At 56.9% G+C, this 15,975-nt stretch carries 13 protein-coding genes; 5 read left to right on the forward strand and 8 right to left on the reverse strand.

All coding sequences use genetic code 11. The features are described 5' to 3' along the window. Nucleotides 1-21: 21 nt before the first annotated feature. Nucleotides 22-498: a hypothetical protein gene (locus tag LVD14_RS05820; protein ID WP_237133092.1), complete on the reverse strand. Its 477-nt coding sequence runs from the start codon at nt 496-498 to the stop codon at nt 22-24. 147 nt (nt 499-645) lie between these two features. Here LVD14_RS05820 and LVD14_RS05825 point away from each other — a divergent pair, with 147 nt between their 5' ends. The 3 genes from LVD14_RS05825 to LVD14_RS05835 all read left to right on the forward strand — a co-directional run bounded on the left by LVD14_RS05825 (nt 646) and on the right by LVD14_RS05835 (nt 4,029). Then, nucleotides 646-1,713 carry a helix-turn-helix domain-containing protein gene (locus tag LVD14_RS05825; protein ID WP_237133093.1) on the forward strand — a complete coding sequence of 356 codons (1,068 nt, stop codon included), beginning with the start codon at nt 646-648 and terminating at the stop codon, nt 1,711-1,713. Nucleotides 1,714-1,794: 81 nt separating this feature from the next. Beyond that, nucleotides 1,795-3,048 (forward strand): serine hydrolase domain-containing protein, encoded by a 1,254-nt coding sequence (locus LVD14_RS05830; RefSeq protein ID WP_237133094.1) that lies wholly within the window; start codon nt 1,795-1,797, stop codon nt 3,046-3,048. A 144-nt stretch (nt 3,049-3,192) separates the two neighbouring features. Beyond that, on the forward strand, nt 3,193-4,029 hold the full coding sequence (locus LVD14_RS05835; protein WP_237133095.1) for a haloacid dehalogenase type II: 837 nt from the start codon (nt 3,193-3,195) through the stop codon (nt 4,027-4,029). An 11-nt stretch (nt 4,030-4,040) separates the two neighbouring features. Here LVD14_RS05835 and LVD14_RS05840 read toward each other — a convergent pair whose 3' ends face one another. The 6 genes from LVD14_RS05840 to LVD14_RS05865 form a co-directional block, all read right to left on the reverse strand. Then, nucleotides 4,041-4,991, reverse strand: a complete 951-nt coding sequence (locus LVD14_RS05840) for an alpha/beta fold hydrolase (RefSeq protein ID WP_237133096.1) — start codon at nt 4,989-4,991, stop codon at nt 4,041-4,043. A gap of 83 nt (nt 4,992-5,074) precedes the next feature. Then, nucleotides 5,075-6,841: a redoxin domain-containing protein gene (locus tag LVD14_RS05845; RefSeq protein ID WP_237133097.1), complete on the reverse strand. Its 1,767-nt coding sequence runs from the start codon at nt 6,839-6,841 to the stop codon at nt 5,075-5,077. A gap of 199 nt (nt 6,842-7,040) precedes the next feature. Then, nucleotides 7,041-8,228 (reverse strand): DUF1501 domain-containing protein, encoded by a 1,188-nt coding sequence (locus LVD14_RS05850; protein ID WP_237133098.1) that lies wholly within the window; start codon nt 8,226-8,228, stop codon nt 7,041-7,043. A gap of 1 nt (nt 8,229) precedes the next feature. Beyond that, nucleotides 8,230-9,636, reverse strand: a complete 1,407-nt coding sequence (locus LVD14_RS05855; RefSeq protein ID WP_237133099.1) for a DUF1800 family protein — start codon at nt 9,634-9,636, stop codon at nt 8,230-8,232. Between the two features lie 151 nt (nt 9,637-9,787). Then, nucleotides 9,788-10,405 carry a DUF998 domain-containing protein gene (locus tag LVD14_RS05860; RefSeq protein ID WP_237133100.1) on the reverse strand — a complete coding sequence of 206 codons (618 nt, stop codon included), beginning with the start codon at nt 10,403-10,405 and terminating at the stop codon, nt 9,788-9,790. Between the two features lie 191 nt (nt 10,406-10,596). After that, complete coding sequence (locus LVD14_RS05865) at nt 10,597-11,565, reverse strand: hypothetical protein (protein WP_237133101.1); 969 nt, start codon at nt 11,563-11,565, stop codon at nt 10,597-10,599. Between the two features lie 354 nt (nt 11,566-11,919). On the opposite strand from LVD14_RS05865, the gene LVD14_RS05870 reads away from it, so the two are divergent. After that, nucleotides 11,920-13,161: a M20/M25/M40 family metallo-hydrolase gene (locus LVD14_RS05870; protein ID WP_237133102.1), complete on the forward strand. Its 1,242-nt coding sequence runs from the start codon at nt 11,920-11,922 to the stop codon at nt 13,159-13,161. Nucleotides 13,162-13,185: 24 nt separating this feature from the next. Here the strand turns inward: LVD14_RS05870 and LVD14_RS05875 are convergent, their stop codons facing one another. Next, nucleotides 13,186-13,359 carry a DUF6435 family protein gene (locus LVD14_RS05875; RefSeq protein WP_237133103.1) on the reverse strand — a complete coding sequence of 58 codons (174 nt, stop codon included), beginning with the start codon at nt 13,357-13,359 and terminating at the stop codon, nt 13,186-13,188. 264 nt (nt 13,360-13,623) lie between these two features. Here LVD14_RS05875 and LVD14_RS05880 point away from each other — a divergent pair, with 264 nt between their 5' ends. After that, on the forward strand, nt 13,624-15,957 hold the full coding sequence (locus LVD14_RS05880) for an FG-GAP-like repeat-containing protein (protein WP_237133104.1): 2,334 nt from the start codon (nt 13,624-13,626) through the stop codon (nt 15,955-15,957). The last annotated feature ends 18 nt before the right edge of the window (nt 15,958-15,975 follow it).

Below are 15,975 nucleotides of genomic sequence, written 5' to 3' on the forward strand. Positions count from 1 at the left end.
CTTCTTAGACTATGTGACGGTTCACGGCGCCAGACTGGAGCGCGCCTGAGTTCCCCACTTGCCCTGAGCGTCACGCGTCACAATGTAAAGCGACTCGTAAGTGCCAATCGGTTCATTGCTGCTGTTGTAGCGCTGAAACACCGTGTTGATGTGAACCTTGCCTGACGAGACCAACACCGGTTCACGGCTCAGCCAGGCGGAATGATCCCAGCCCGTCGCGGTCAGTCGCTCAAAGGTGGGCTGCTGCGCAAACTCCTCGGCGCTCTGCCAGACAGTCACGGTACCGCTGGCGAATCTCACATGCGGATAATTCAGTGTTGCCGCCCAGGCTTCCATATCCCGGTCATTAAAGGTCCGCATAAAATCATCCAGTGCTGCCATGGCGCCTGCAACGGCTTCGGCATTTTCGTCAGTGCTGGTGGTCTGGGCCGATACCAATCCCGCAGAAAACATCAGACAGCAAAGCAGGGCAAACGTTTTTATTGTCAGCTTATTCATGATTATGTATTGGCTCCCGTTGAGTGGTCCTTTGGCGATACAAACCGATGGCAATGTCCGCGCCGCAGAAATTTAGCTATTATCCTGCCCCATGCCAAATATAGCTGAGAACAGCCTGGAAACGCGAACCTCTGGTGCCGAGGCAGCATGATCACTATTAGCTTTGTCAGCCTTCTCGACCTGCTCATACGCACTATGGTGCTGGGGCAGTTGTTGCTGTTAGGTGGTTTGTTGTGGCGTTCGTCGCCCTCTACCGTGAGACATCTTGTGTTTGCCGCGGGTGTCAGTGTGGCCGGGCTGCTTATGCTGACAGCGCCCATACCGGATGAACAGTACGGATTATTCCGTAATGTCCTGCTGATACTGACCGACGCTTTCGCCTTCATTTTCTGGTTACTGATTCGTTATTTGTTCGATGACGATTTTGCCCCCCGGCAATGGCCGCGTCCCATCAAACTGCTTCTCGGTCTGTTTGTCCTGACGTACTTCTACGCCCTGGGAGTGCGCGCTGGCGTCAGCCCCCTGCACGACCTGATTCATGCTGTTGGCCTGATGCTGATTCTTCATTCGGCTTACGTTGCCTACCGGGGATTTGCCGACGACCTGCTGGATGAGCGCCGTCGCGCCAGAATCTCGGTGGTACTCGTCATCAGTCTTTACAGTACCGTGCTGGTGGGTTTTGAATTTGCTGATGAGCGTTATCGTAATGCTGCCTGGTTTGGACTTATGAACGCCAGCGTTTTGCTGCTGGCCATTTCGGTAGTAATTGGCCGGTTATTTCGTCTGCAATACGAGCCCGCCAGCAGAAAAACTCCTGCTGCGCCCGCGACCATAGCAGGCTCACCCATAGCGACACTGTCAGCCGCTGACCGACAACTGTCGGCGGCCCTGGATGACTTTATTGCCCGCAAGGGCTATCACCAGAATGCCCTGACAATTGGGGCACTGGCCCGTCAGCTTGACTGTCAGGAGCATCGGCTGCGACGACTGATCAATCAAACGCGCGGCTACCGGAATTTCAACAGCCTGTTAAACGATCTGCGGGTAGCGGATGCCACAGACCGTCTGTCTGACCCGGACTGCGACCATCTGCCCATCCTGAGCATTGCTTTGGATCTGGGTTATGACTCGGTCGGACCGTTCAATCGTGCATTCAAGGCAAAAACTGATCAGACACCGGGTGAATTCAGGCGCTCTGTTCAGAATCGGCGCTAGATTTTTGAAATCGGCGAGCCAGTATCCCGTGTGATACCTAAACTCCGGGGCATTAATTCTGATCTTCGGAGTCTGACTGTCATGTTTGTTCGGAAAGTGCTTGCCTGTATTACTGCCATCGTTTTTGCCATCGTGGTGCTGGTTTTCGCGCCGCTGGCTGGGTTCTTTGGCGAAACTACGCCCTGGATGCGGAATCCCCTGGCGTGGCAAGCGGTGCCGGCCAGCACCACCTGTCAGTCGACACCCGTTGCACCGCAGTGGCAGCAAGCGGCTGATCAGGCCTGCGCGATGCTGCTTGCCCACCAGGCACAACTTCACGCACCGTCTTTTTCGGCTGCCATCGCCATCGAGGGTGAGGTGGTCTGGCGAGCAGCCGTGGGCTGGGCAAACCTGGCCGACGGGCAAGCGGCCACTCCGGCCACACTGTATCGCATTGGATCAACGTCGAAACCTGTGACAGGTACTTTGCTGGCGCGCCTGGTCGACGCTGGCGTCGTAGACCTTGATGAACCCATCGCATCCTACGACTCCGCGCTGCCCAATTCTGAATGGGATGCCCTGACGCTGCGGCAACTGGCCTCACACATGGCTGGCCTGCCCGAGTACGGCACCAACAGGGACTTGCGCGGGCTCCACCACTCCATGGCCTTGCAACAGCATCATACCGATGTCCGGGAAGGGTTGGCGCTGTTCGATGGCAGCCCGCTGAGATTCGCGCCGGGCAGTGACTTTGAATACTCCTCATTTGGTACGCATTTGATGGCAGCTGTTTTACAAAGCGCTGGTGGGCAAACGTTTCATGAATTGATCCGGCAACAGGTACTGCAAGCTCTGGAGCTTTCATCTCCCGTGCCAGACCTGGCATCACCGCTACGCGCCCGTTTTTATCAACAGGATGGACAGCGTGTACAACTGTGGCGAGACGTTGACCTGAGCAGCAAACTGCCGGGTGGAGGGTTCATGTCAACGCCGTCGGATCTGGCGCTGCTTGGTTCAGCCTGGCTGGATCCGACCTTCATCAGTGAGGCGACACGCAATGTATTCTGGAGGCCGCAGGTATTGAACTCGGGTGAGGTCAACCCGCAGTCCTACGCGCTCACCTGGCGCTGGAACAGTCGCGACCGCTATGCGCACCATGGTGGCGTGTCCAAGGGTTCAATGGCCTGGCTTGCCGTCTATCCGGATCAGGCGCTGACGATCGCGTTGACGATGAATACAACGATCCCGGACTTTGCAGACTTCTCTTCGGTGCAGGGCGATTTGGTCGACCTGTTTGAGAAAGCTGCGATGAGTGGGGCGGCGTCGGGCCGCCAGTCTGAGTCTGCAGAGAGTTAAGTGAGGTCACATCCCTGCGCAAAACCCCTTGTGCTGAGGTAAAGTGTAGATCTCACCCTCAGAACCTCTGGCCAGCGGGATGTCCAGAACGTTCACAAGAGTGAGCTGACAATAACAACAGGCAGGGAAATTTCGGGGGAGCTCATGCAGAAATCCAGGTCCACGCAGCCATTAATCTCACGCCGCAAATTGCTCGGCTTGACGGCCTCCGCGGTGATGATCTCTGCCACGGGTTTTTCCATTTCAAAACGAGCGTTGGCGCAGGTCCCTGAGCTGGCCGACGTCCAGGCACTGGTCTTCGACGTGTTTGGCACGGTGGCAGACTGGCGGGGCACCATCATCCAGGAAGGCAATCAACTCAATGCGCGCAAAGGCTATGAGGTCGACTGGGGCGAGTTTGCCGATCGCTGGCGCAGTGGCTACGGCCCGGCGATGAATCAGGTGCGCAGCGGTGAACTGCCGTGGACCAAGCTGGATGATCTTCACCGCATGGTGCTGGATGAGCTGATCGTGGAGTTTGAATTAACCAACCTAAGCGAGGCCGAGATTCAGCACCTGAATGAAGTGTGGCACAGGCTCGCCCCCTGGCCTGATGCGATTGCAGGACTGGCTCGGCTGCGAGAGCATTACACCACCGCCACGCTGTCCAACGGCAATGTATCCCTGCTGCTGAACATGGCAAAAAATGCCGGATTGCCCTTTGATACCATTCTGTCGGCTGAGTTGTCCCGTCATTACAAACCCGACCCGGAAGCCTATCTCAAGGCGGCCGAGCTGTTCAGCCTGCGGCCGGATCAGGTCATGCTGGTGGCCGCCCATCCCAGTGACCTGCGCGGTGCAGCCAGGGCCGGACTGCGGACTGCTTACGTCCATCGCCCCATGGAGCGTGGGCCGGAACGACCCACAGTTGCGCCGGCGCGGGATGAGTTTGATCTGTTTGCAGACGACTTTATCGATCTGGCCGAACAGCTGGGTGCCTAGCGAGGACCGCCTTATTGTTGTCGCGCGCCCAGCCACCAGCGCAGCGTTTCGGTCACCATCTCTGCAGCGTCCTGCTGTACAAAATGCCCGGCATCGGGCACTGCCACAATCGTGGTGTCGGCATCGTTCCAGTCCCAGGTATTGTTCAGCCCGTCAGAATGCAGTGCGGTGTCATCCAGGCCGTGCATGACCAGTAGGGGGACGTTCAGCTGCGGTACCTCGGGTGAGGGTGGTGGTGCGGTTTCCGCTATTGGCGGAAGGGGCGGATAGTTGCGCTTGTAATAGGCCAGCATGGCGTCAAAGTCGGACTGGCCAAAGGCCTCGATATAGCGCTCGCGCGCGCTGGTATCCCGCACCCAGCCGGCCAGTGTCTGTGGCATCATCGGCATGCCAAAAAAGATGTCGGGATCCGACGGGCTGCCAGCCTGAAAGCGCTGCGCGTAGTTGCTATTGGCACGTTGTTCTTCGTTGATGGTCAACTCACGCTGCATGCCGTTGGGGTGTGGCAGATTTATCACTACCAACCGGTCCACCATCTGCGGATAGGCAAAGGCAAAATTCCAGGCCACCATGCCGCCCCAGTCATGCCCCACAATGACAGCGCTGTCTTCACCAAAGCTGCGAATCACGGCAGCGACGTCAGAGGTCAGCAGAGTCATGTCGTAGTTTTCGTCGCCGTCGGGTGAGTCACTGAGGTTGTATCCGCGCTGGTCAATTGCAACGACCTGATAATCATCCTGCAGACCTTCCATCTGATGTCGCCAGCTGTACCAGAAATCTGGGAAGCCATGGATCATCACCATCAGGGGGCCTTCACCGACAGTGGCGTAATGGATACGCACGCCATCGTTGTCAGCATAGCCGTGAGTGGCGGTGTCCCAGACGTCGGCGTGCAATGTAGATGTAATTGACAGAGCAGCGGCCATCAAGGTGGCGGAAAAAAGGCGGGTGAGCTGTTTCATGGCAGGTCTCCGTAGCGAAAAAAGGCGCAGCCCTTGAATCAGGCTGCGCCTCTCATTTTTGAAAATCAGTTGGCACTGATCTTTCAGTTAGAACTTACTTCCGGGTTGCTTTTCACTTCCTTCCAGTAAACCTGACCGAAGAACATCTCGTCCCAGCTCTGCTGGCCCCATGGCACCACGCGTGATGGGTCGGGGTTGGCCTTGTTCTGTTCCGAGTTGTCAAACGCGCCGGTGACTACGACACGGGTGCCGGCTGGTACAAACTTCGGCTCAACCAACTGGTATTCCATCTGCCAGTTGTAGTTGTACTGGGCGATGTTCAGCAGGCGCTCCACACTGCCATCCGGGTAATGAGCATCAAACACCATGCGCTTGCCACGGAAATGCATATGCGGCGTAAAGGCCATGATCTCGGCATCGGTGGTAATCAGCACCTCAGCAGTCTGCTCGAAGTCCGGATCGTAGGCCGGGATGTCAGTCCAGGTTGGGGTGAAGATACAGGCACAGTCGCCCAGACGGCGCTCAGTGGGGATCTGATCATCCGGGTAGAACCAGATGCCGATTTCACTGGCATCCACGGTTTCTTTACCGGTTGTTGTGTAGTGCAGGTTCAGCGCCAGTTGCGTGCCAGCACGCAGCAGACCGCCGGTGTTGGGCTCTTCCACGTGCGGATCCGCACCCGGGATGTAAGGCGTGATATAGGCCTGGTCGGGATTGCTGAAGCGGGTGATCAGGCCCTGTGACGGACGCTCACCCGGCACAATAAAGGCATTCAGCGTGTGGTGCAGCACAGTTCTGTCACCGGGCACATACTGGCTGGCACGGACCCAGCGATCGCGTGTGTGACCTTCCAGTGGCACAACCACATCGATGTAGTCCAGCACGCCGGTGGCGGGGATCTGTTGTGGCGGCACCTTGACGATCAGGTCTGGCTCACCAAAGGCCCACTTCTCCTGTGACCAGGTCAGTTCTGCCAGCGGATCTGAATTGCCATCCTTGACGGAACCAGCGGCGATCCACTGGATCACTTTCTGCTGCTCTTCCGGCGTCAGCGTGTAGTGGTTGCGGAAGTTGCCGATGTGCGGATCAATCTGGCCTGGTGGCATACGCTTGGTCATCAGCACTTCGCGGATCATCGGTGACCAGCCCTGTGCCATGGTGTGGCTGTTCAGCGCGAAGGGCGCGATACCGCCTTCACGGTGGCAGCTGGCGCAGTTTTCAGCCAGGATAGGTGCAACATCCTCACTGTAAGACACACCAGACTGTGCCAGCTGGTCAAGCGAACGGTAACTGACCGGTGTGCCCTGGGTCGCAACCATCGCATTGGGAACAGCTTCATCCGCTACCACGGCAGCCAGTGCATCGGCCAGTGGTGCATCGGCCGGGCCACGGTAAATTACCTGGAAAGTCTTGGGATCGTAAACAAAGGCCTCGCCGGTTTTATCAACGCCCATGGCTTTGGCGATGATCTGTGCGTCATCAATCAGCACGGGAATATCGATGCCAAGGCGCTCTGCATCTGCCTTGACGGTCGCGCGCGCCTCACCCAGCGGGTTGATCATCATGAAGACGATGCCCTGGTCGGCGTACTGCGTTTTGAGGGCATTAAATGAGGCAAGCGATGCTTCGGTAGCAGCGTCACCACTGGCCTGAACCAGAAACGCAATGGCTTTGTTGTTGTCGTACCAGGCCATGTGATGGAACAGACCATCCTGGTCCAGCAGGGCGAAGTCACCGACGCGTTCCTGAGCCATGGCGGAACCGGCGCTCAGTGAAAACGCCAATGCGGCAGCGCCGACAAACACGGCCTTTCTGCCCCCGGATATCATACCCTTCAGTAAATTATTCATATTGTTCTCCGGCATCAAAGCCAGTGTTGACCGTAAAGGTCAGCACAGATGTAATTGATAGGTTCGGGGCACGATCGATGATGGACTGCATCAGCGTTAATGAACTCATTCATGTTTGAGCCCGTCAACGCCGACTTTAGCATTAAATTCAGGAACAAAAAGTAGTTATCTGCAAAAAGTGACTTTTGGCTGGTGCCTGTTAACCTTTCTGGAAGCCTGTAGTCGACAGCCCGGGGAACACAACCTCACGCAACAGCTGAGCGTCATAACCCATATGTGCCTGCAGCACTTCAGCCAATAGCTGCCGCAGATCATTGGTCGGCTGAAGATCCCTGCCATCGCGCAGACTGCTATCGCCAAGTCCAGGCCAGGGCCCGGTAACAGCGCTGCCCGAGGTGAATTTACCGACACCGCCGCCGGCCATAAACGCAACACTGGCGGTGCCGTGATCGGTGCCCAGCGAACCGTTTACACGCACAGTGCGACCGAACTCTGTCATCACCACCACAACCGTGTCCTGCCAGGTCGTGCCCAGGCCCTGTTTCAGTTGCACCAGGCTGTCATTCAACTCCGTGAATTTGCGCGGCAGCGTGCCCTGTTCGGCGCCCTGGTTGGCGTGCGTATCCCAGCCGTCATTTTCCAGCACGACAATATTCGGGCCGTTGGCGGCTTTCAGAAAACTGGCGGCGGCATCGACCAGCGCTGCAAAGCCTGTCTCGCTGCTTCCGCCATCCATGTCAGCGCCAACAATCTCACGTGCGTTCAGCGCCTCCAACAGTCGTGGCCCGAGAAAACTGTCGGCGTTGTACAGGCTCTGCAGACGGCTCAGAGTGTCGTCGTTAATGGCGGGCAGGGTCGGCGGTGACCAGGAGCCAACACTGGCTTCGCCGCGCAGAATTAACGGCACTGCCTGGCCCAGGGCCATGGCCTGTTGCTGGGTCTGTAACTGCAGGGCCCGGTTCAGCCAGCCTGACGGGTTGGGCATGGCCACATCCAGTCCGCTTTCCAGCACGTTCTGGCCGTCAAAGTGCGAGCGATCCCGATAGGCACTGGAGACCGCATGCACGATGCCCAGCTCGCCTGATTTGTGCATAGTAAACAGGCCTTCAAAGGCCGGATGCAGGGCAAAATAATTATCCAGTTTCAGCAGGCTGCTGTCCTCCGGGATCAGCGCCCCCCGGTAACTGGCCAGCAGCGGATCGCCGTAGGGAATGACGGCAGAAAGCCCGTCCATGGCGCCGCGCAGAATGATCACGGCCAGCTTGTTGTTGCCGGAGATCGTGCTGTTGGCCCAGCTCAGGCCGGGAATGCTGCCAGCGCCGGTGAGCACGGCAGCAGATTTGAGAAACTGACGACGATTCATGGCGAATTTTTGTTGGCTGGACATATCAGGCTCTCCACTGGAATTGTGGGCTGGCAAGCAACAGCGTCAATGCCTGCGTTCTACTTTCGGAGCGTCGCACGGCGGTTTGCAGTGCCGAGTCGGCGGGCAGGATCAGGGGGGCAATTTCCCGGGCATCAAAGTCCGTGCCCACGGCGCCGCCGACCATGTTGATAAACTCGACGCGCTTCAGCAGGGCGTCTGGTCCTCCCCAGTGCTCAGCCTGTTCCGGCCAGCCGGCCGGGGAGGGCGCGGTAAACGCACGCTGGTTAAAACTGGCCAGAGTGTCACTGAGGATTTTCAGGACCTCGTCACTCAATGGAACGCCGGGCAGCGCGCGTGTTGTGGAGACAATAAAGTCCTCGGCCGTTTTTAGTTTTTTCATGCTCGGATCCCAGGCTTCGTCCAGTTCCACCAGTGCCTGGTGTACGCTAGGCAGAGCGCCCTGCGTGTCGGCAAACACTTTGGCCAGTTTGTCGATAGCCGAGGCCGGCGGCTGATCCGCAATAAAGTGCCGTGCCAGCTTGCTGGCAATAAACCTGGCCGTGGACGGGTGACGCGCAAGATCACGCAGCGCGCTGATACCCTGCTGCTGTCCGGTACCAAGATACGATTTGCCCAGCAGCTGCTGTGTGCCCGGTTCATGCAGCACCGGATAAAACACAAAGGCGCCGATCGTCGACTGCGGATTGGGCAGGTTGCCATTGCGCGTAGGCAGGTTCACCGTCCACCCGGTCAGAATCCGCGCCAGTGCGATGACATCGTCCTGCGTATAACCGCCATCCACACCCAGGGTATGCAGCTCCAGTGTTTCGCGTGCATAGTTTTCATTCAGTCCCAGATTGTCGCGCTGCCGGGCGGCCGGAGAGTTGGGGCCGATGGAGCTGATATTATCCAGGTAGGTCAGCATCACCGGATGGCTGGCGACGCTGATCAGCATGTCCTCAAAGCGGCCATTGATATTGGCGCGAATGGCTTCGTTCTCGTAAGCCAGCCCCGCGTACAGAGTCGTCGGTTTGTTGGTCGCCAGCGAGATACTGAAATGATTGGACCAGAAACGCACCAGACGTTCGGCAAACGGCGTGTCCGACTCGATGGCCACGGCCAGCCGCTGGTTGGACTGGTCCGCAAACATCCTTGCATTGCGCTCGCGAATCTCGCGCAGCGGTCGCACCTCATTGGCGCTGATCTGGCCATCCTGCTGAATCATCTGTCGGGTACGGTAGTCGTCGTTGGCCTGTTCGATCAGGCGGGCCGAACTTTCCATGCCTTGATAGCGCGGCGGCTGGCGGTCGGCCAGGGGCAACTGAGCCAGCAGCCAGGCCCGTGGATCGGGTTCTATCTCGGTCAGTTCACCGGGTTGCAGTCCCAGCCCGAATTTGTTCGCAGCGATAAAGGGTGAGTAGGTCGCCATGATGCTCTTCAGTTCTCATTATTGGGGAACACATCAGAGTATACGGCGGCCTTGTTGTTTTCCGTCGCGGGGTATTGAAAAAAATATTTTCGGCTGGGTCATGCAGGCTGCTGGATTGTGGGTCGAGGCTCAAGGGCTTGTGCCGGGCGCTCTAATTCTGGTGTAAGGATCTGGTTCTGTGTTCATGCTGCCCCGGCATATGCCAGGCGTAAACCAGCAGCCATAGACTGTTCACCAGGATCTCCGCTTTCTGCGCCAGAGAGGTGGTGCCAATGTCGTAATCTGTCTCGCCGTTCCAGACCAGGATCACAAAGGTGCTGGTAGTCAGCGTGGCGATGATGGCGGTAAATTTGAACAGCGGATCATCGCGGTGCAAAAACACTCGCAGCCAGAGAAACAGCGGGAACAGACCGAGCTGCATGGCGGCCCCCAGATTGTGCGGAAACCGAATGTGATAGGGAAAGTATGCAACCAGCATCACACCCAGGGCTGCCTGGGTCAGCAGGAAAACGGACAGCAGGTCACCGGCCGAGCGGCGCCACTGGTAAAGCCGGAATGCAATCAACAGCTGGGCCAGGCCAATGGCGTAGAAGCCGGTGACCAGCAGCCAGCCAGCGGGGCCGACCGCGTAGATGCTCAGGTTGCGTTCCCACAGGACCAGGTCATCGCGCACGATGTGAACAATCACGGCCGTGATGCCAAACCACAGCACCAGCGCAAAGCTGAGCTGGCGGTAAAGCGCGTCCGAAGATAATTTTAATTCCGACATACTGAGGGTGGTGCTTTTTAGTCAATATACCGGCTGATTAAACATGAATAAGGGCAGGCCCGCTATAGCGTGATGCCGGCAGTCTCTGGTGGGGGCTGAAAGTGATGTACCCGGACAAGACTGAATAGAGGCAAGGGCCGGTAGCCGGCCCTTGCTGGACACAGTGGAACGACTGGCGTTCTCTGTTCGGGCTACTTGCCTTTGCCGTTGCCTTTTTCCTTGGATTTGGCGATGGCACTTTGTATCTTGCCCTTTTCCCTGCCTGTGATCGTACCGTCACTGACAATAGCATTCAAAAAGTGCGCCACGCCGCTCACCAGGCTACCGTGGCGCTCCGCTACCAGTTGAATCTCGACAATCATATCGGTGATGGTGCAGCCGTTTTCCAGCAGAGTATTTTTAACGCCTGTGTTGCTATTGCCGATGACCACCGTAGCCGCCAGGTCCGAACCGACACAGGCATCTTCGCTGTCGGAAATACCGTCGCCGTCGGTATCGCCGCCGCCAAATGTGTCAAACGCGCCATACATGTAGTTGTAAATGCCACCCGAGTAGAACTCCATATACGCAGTGTTGTCAGTCCAGTCCAGGCTGTCGCTCAGGTCCGGGTAGGATAATGCATCTTCGGACAGATCCAGAGTGGTGTTGTCATCGAACTGTTGCCAGCTGCCCACATACGCGTACTCGTATTGATAGACGGGAGAGTAGGTCGTGCTGTTTCGGTAGAAATACTCAGTCATGTGGCTGTTGTACCCATAATAGGGGCCATAATTCAGCGCCTCAGACAGGGCATAGTTGGTGCCGTAATCAGGCGTTTGAATTCCGTGTTGGTACTCGTTGACCAGATTTCCGCTGGCGTCGAACACCTGAAATTCGATAGACACCACCGCGTTTTCCCAGATTTTATGGGAGTGGCTGTAGTAGGGCTGATTGCTGTAAGTGTAGAACTGAAAGGGAACCGATGGCGTGTGTGTCACAGTTGCTGTGAAGCTACCATCATAGAGATAATTATATTCTCCCGTCTGCGAATCGGAATAGTACGCGTAATACAGCGGGCCACTGACCGTGAAGGTTTCCTGGGCAATTGCAAAGCTGGAGCAGCCGAGCGCCACAGCAGTGGCCAGTGCTACTAAGGGGCTTGTTTTTATTGGAGTTTTCATTGAGCGTAGTCCTTTAATAATATTGGATTTTTTGTAGATGTTGAATATCCATTTCCTAACGACTACTCCCACAGATCGATACTGCGTTGTGCAATCACTGCCGCCGCCTGGCATGTTAATTCGACTGTGTTGATCGTGTGTGCTGGAATACGTCACACAGATTTCGAGTCCGAAACATGCGTAAAACGTTGAGGAGACTGGGTGAGACTGAATCATGGTACTGCCCGGCAGCCAGCACCTCAATACACCTTAAGGTTGAAATCCGGTGTGGTTGCGGGCTGCTTGACCGACCCTTAGGTGTCTGTGAATATTCCGGGTCGACCTGCTGCCGTCCAAATAATTAGGAGAGTCCTGATGCTCAAGATGTCTAATATCAGCCTTGTGTTTTTGCTATTGGTGCCTATGGCATTGCAGGCGCAGCCCCGACCTTTAGATCTGGCGCTGGCCGACCCGGCCGTGCAGCAGGGGCTGGTGCAGATAGAGCAGAGCGCCGACCTGTCTGCCCGGCAACTGGTGCAGATTGGTGGCATCATATCACCGTCTGGTCAGGAACACGAGCGCGCGGCGGCAGTGGCCGAGCTGATGCGCGAGATGGGCCTGAGCGATGTGTCTGTGTCAGACGCGCCAAATGTCACAGGCCGCATTCCGGGTCGCTCCGGCCAGGCGCTGGTTTTCGTTTCCACGCTGGATGATCTGGCCACCGTCGCCGAGCATCAGCGCGCTGCCGATGGTCCGCCGGTCATCGACGGCGATCGCGTTGTCGGTCCTGGCACCAACACCTCACTGACCACCATCGCCATGCTCTCCGCCGCCCGTGCCCTGCTGGACCAGCAACTGGTGCCGGAGCACGATCTGGTATTTGCCGCGGTGGCGCAGGAAGAAACCGGCCTGCTGGGTATGAAGTCGCTATACGCCGACTACCGTGACCAGGCGATTGCTTTTGTGGACATCCTGGGCGAGGGCAGCAGCATCAGCTATGGCGCACTGGGTATTCACTGGTGGCGCGTACATGCTGAAGGCCCGGCCGGGCACACGCTCAACGGCGGGCTGCCTAACGTCAATCAGGGCATTGGCCGCGCCGTGGATCGCATTCTGCAGATCCAGGATCCACAGCTTCACGATCATCGCCGCACGCGCCTGAATGTCGCCATGCTCAACAGCGGTGCGGTGTTTAACCACAAGCCCGAAACGGGCTGGTTCTCACTGGATGTGCGGTCGCTGGACCCGGAGCACATCGAGTCAATGGAGAGCCAGGTGCGCCAGATACTCAGCGATGTTACTGAGGAGCTGGGTATCACTTTTCGCATGGAACCGTTTTCCATGATGCCACCCGGCCAGATCGACGGGGCCCGCGACAGTGATCTGGTGCAGACCTCGCTGGACATCTCCGACTATCTGGGCTCCACACCCAGTCTGTCCAATGCGGGTTCTGCCAACCTTAACGTCGCCATTGCCGGCGGCACCCTGGCCATTGGCATTGCCAGCGAGCGCGGTGGTCAGCGCGGCTTTGCCGATGAATGGGCCAGCATTGAGGTCATGCAGCGCACGGCCAAAAACGTGTTTTTGACTGCAGTGATCATGGGCGGGGTGGATTAGCAGCGGGACGATGAAGGCGGCCGGTCAGGAGGACTTGTTCAGCTCTTCCAGCTGCGCGTAGATCGCTTCCGCCTCTTCCTGCAGGGCGGAATAAGCGCGGATGTCGCCGTTGCGCTGTGCCTTCATGGCCTCGGACAACTTGTCTTCGTAGGCTTTTTGCAATTTTTTCTGGGGGTCGGCTTTAAACAGATTAAACATAGTGGCGTCCTGAAAGTTATCACCATTGAGCGATGGTCTCGAGAATGGTACGGCTAAAGTGCCGATGCAGATTGTGGGAGACCCGCGAACTGACAGGTATAAAAACGTAAAACCACTTGAAAAATTTTCTCAGCGGCGAGAAACTCTAGCAGTTACAGTATGTTGATGGCGAAGCCTGCAAAGCGTCCAAGCTTGATGTCCCCGTCAGATAATTGCTCACATAAAATGCCAGCTATATCGTCTAATAAAAATAGGACAACAAAAATGCGTCACTATCTAAACAGCGTGTTTCGGCTCGGTGTCGGAATTTCCCTACTCTTTACAGGCAGCGCCCTGGCCCAGGACCTCAGTGGTGATGGTCTGGTGGATGCGGTGTTCGCTCAGGATGTCTATAACGATCAGGTCTGCGCCGGCGACGGGGCGGGTAATTTCGCCTGCGAAGCGATAGACAAGTTTTATGAGGGCACCAATGTCGAGCCCGAGACGATTCCTGGCGTGACCACGATGGCCGTGGCACTGGGTGACGTGGATGGTAACGGGGCTACTGACGCGGTATTCGCGGTGCTTGCCAAGTCGTATGCTCAGGAAAACTTTCAAAACTACATCTGTTATGACGTTGGTCAGGACGATCAGCTGTGTCTGCCTATGGCCTACAGCTTCCTGTCGGACACCTTTGACAGCAATGGGGCGCGCATCCTGTACCGCAGTGCCGATGTCGCGTTGGGTGATTTTAACGGTGACGGCCTGCTGGAGCCGATTTTCGCCAATAACAGCGCCACCCAGGCAAACAGCATTTGCCCTAACATCCCGGCCACAGGCGGGGTCAACTGCCTCCCAATTCAGGGTGAAAACTATGTCTCCACCGGTGTTGCGGTCGGCGACCTGAATGGTAATGGCAGACTGGATGCGGTATTCGCCAATAGCAACGGCCCGGTTCGCAAATGCATGAATAACGGCGCCATGAGCTCAAGCAATACCGGCCTGGTGTGCAGTGATGTGCTTAACTTCGGTAGCAGCGCCTACATTTACAAAGTTGAGGCTGGTGATCTGGACGGCGACGGTGATGTTGACCTGGTGATGGCCGGCTGGCCAGACAATCAGGTCTGTCTTAACGACGGTAGCGGCAACTTCAGTTGCAGTACAGTTGCGACCTCTGCCAATAACCTGGCCATTGGCGACGTGAACAATGATGGTATTCCAGACCTGGCGTTTGCTGCCTCTGGTGCTGACCCGATCTGTCTGGGTAATGGCGACGGTACCTTCAATTGTGCAGGTAGTCTGAACGATACCCGCAACTCCGAAGCAGTCGCGCTGGGTGACGTCAACGGCGACGGATATCTGGATGCGGTGCTGGCGAACTTTTTTGCGCGGGCCAGTGTCTGTCTGGGAGATGGCACAGGCAGCTTTAGCTGTTCAGCATCCGTAGCAAGCTCCGTAATCATTGCGAAGGACGTGGCGCTTAGCGGCCGCTCCGCTTCCCTGAACATCAGCACGGATTTCAGTGGCGCATTCCCTGCGGATCTGGAAGATAGTGCCAGCGCTTACGCCGTAGAAGGTGGTGTACTTATCAAAACGTCGCCGTCCGCCAATAAGGACGACCGGCAGTATGTCCGCAGCCAACGCTCGGACTACAACACAGTCGATTTCCTGGCCGAAGTGTCGTTCACAACGGCCGACCCTGCCAACCCGATGCATTTTATCGGCATGGGCCCGGGTCAGCGCGTTGGCTTCTTCAATGAACCCACAGGCATCCTGTTCCGCATTCATCCGCCCGGACTGGCCGGAGGTGGCGTGGATGTGGGTTACCGCACGAGTTCTGATGCCCAGTTCACATATGGCATTGGCAACATCACTGGAGCTGGCCCGCATCGTGCGCAGATTCTCAAGCGTGGTAATAACCTGAGCCTGTCCATAGACGTGGGTTACGACGAGAGCGCTGGTTTTGTAGCAGACATGACGCAGACCGTGTCACTGACTGCTCTGGGCAGCTACCTGGTTGCCAGCAACAGCCACATCTACTTTGGTACCTCGTCCACGTTTGATTACTATGATGACCTGAGTGTGACGGTACTGGAGTCTCTTGACCAGCCGCCAGTGATCACAGTGCCCGGCGATCTGACTTTTGAAGCAGAGTCGCTGTTGTTTAACAAGGTCGTTTCCGAGTCCGCGCTGATCGAGTACGAAGTCAGCGCTGTGGATCCAGAAGACGGCCCCCTGACCGCAGTCTGCACACCACGTTCCGGTGTGTCGGTAGCCCCTGGCGAAACCACGGTTCGCTGCACGGCAACCGACAGCGCAGGTAATGTGACCGAGACAAGTTTCAAGATCACGGTGCTGAGTGCCGCCGATCAGGTGACCGCGCTGAGCACATCAATCGCCGGACTGGATGCCAAACTGGTCAACCAGTTCTCTGGCAAGATCAACGACGCACTGGCGCAGTTGAACAGTGGCAATCTGCAGTCTGCCAAGGGCAACCTGGGCGCACTGAACAATCAGATCAATGCAGCAGTGAAGTCCAAGAAGCTGTCCAGCACCGAAGGTCAGGCGCTGACAGATGCCGTCAATAAATTGATCGGTAAGCTACAGATCGCCAAGTGATCTAAGCCTTAGCCAAAA

This window comes from Pseudohongiella sp. O18, assembly GCF_021729085.1.
Taxonomy (GTDB): Bacteria; Pseudomonadota; Gammaproteobacteria; order Pseudomonadales; family Pseudohongiellaceae; genus Pseudohongiella.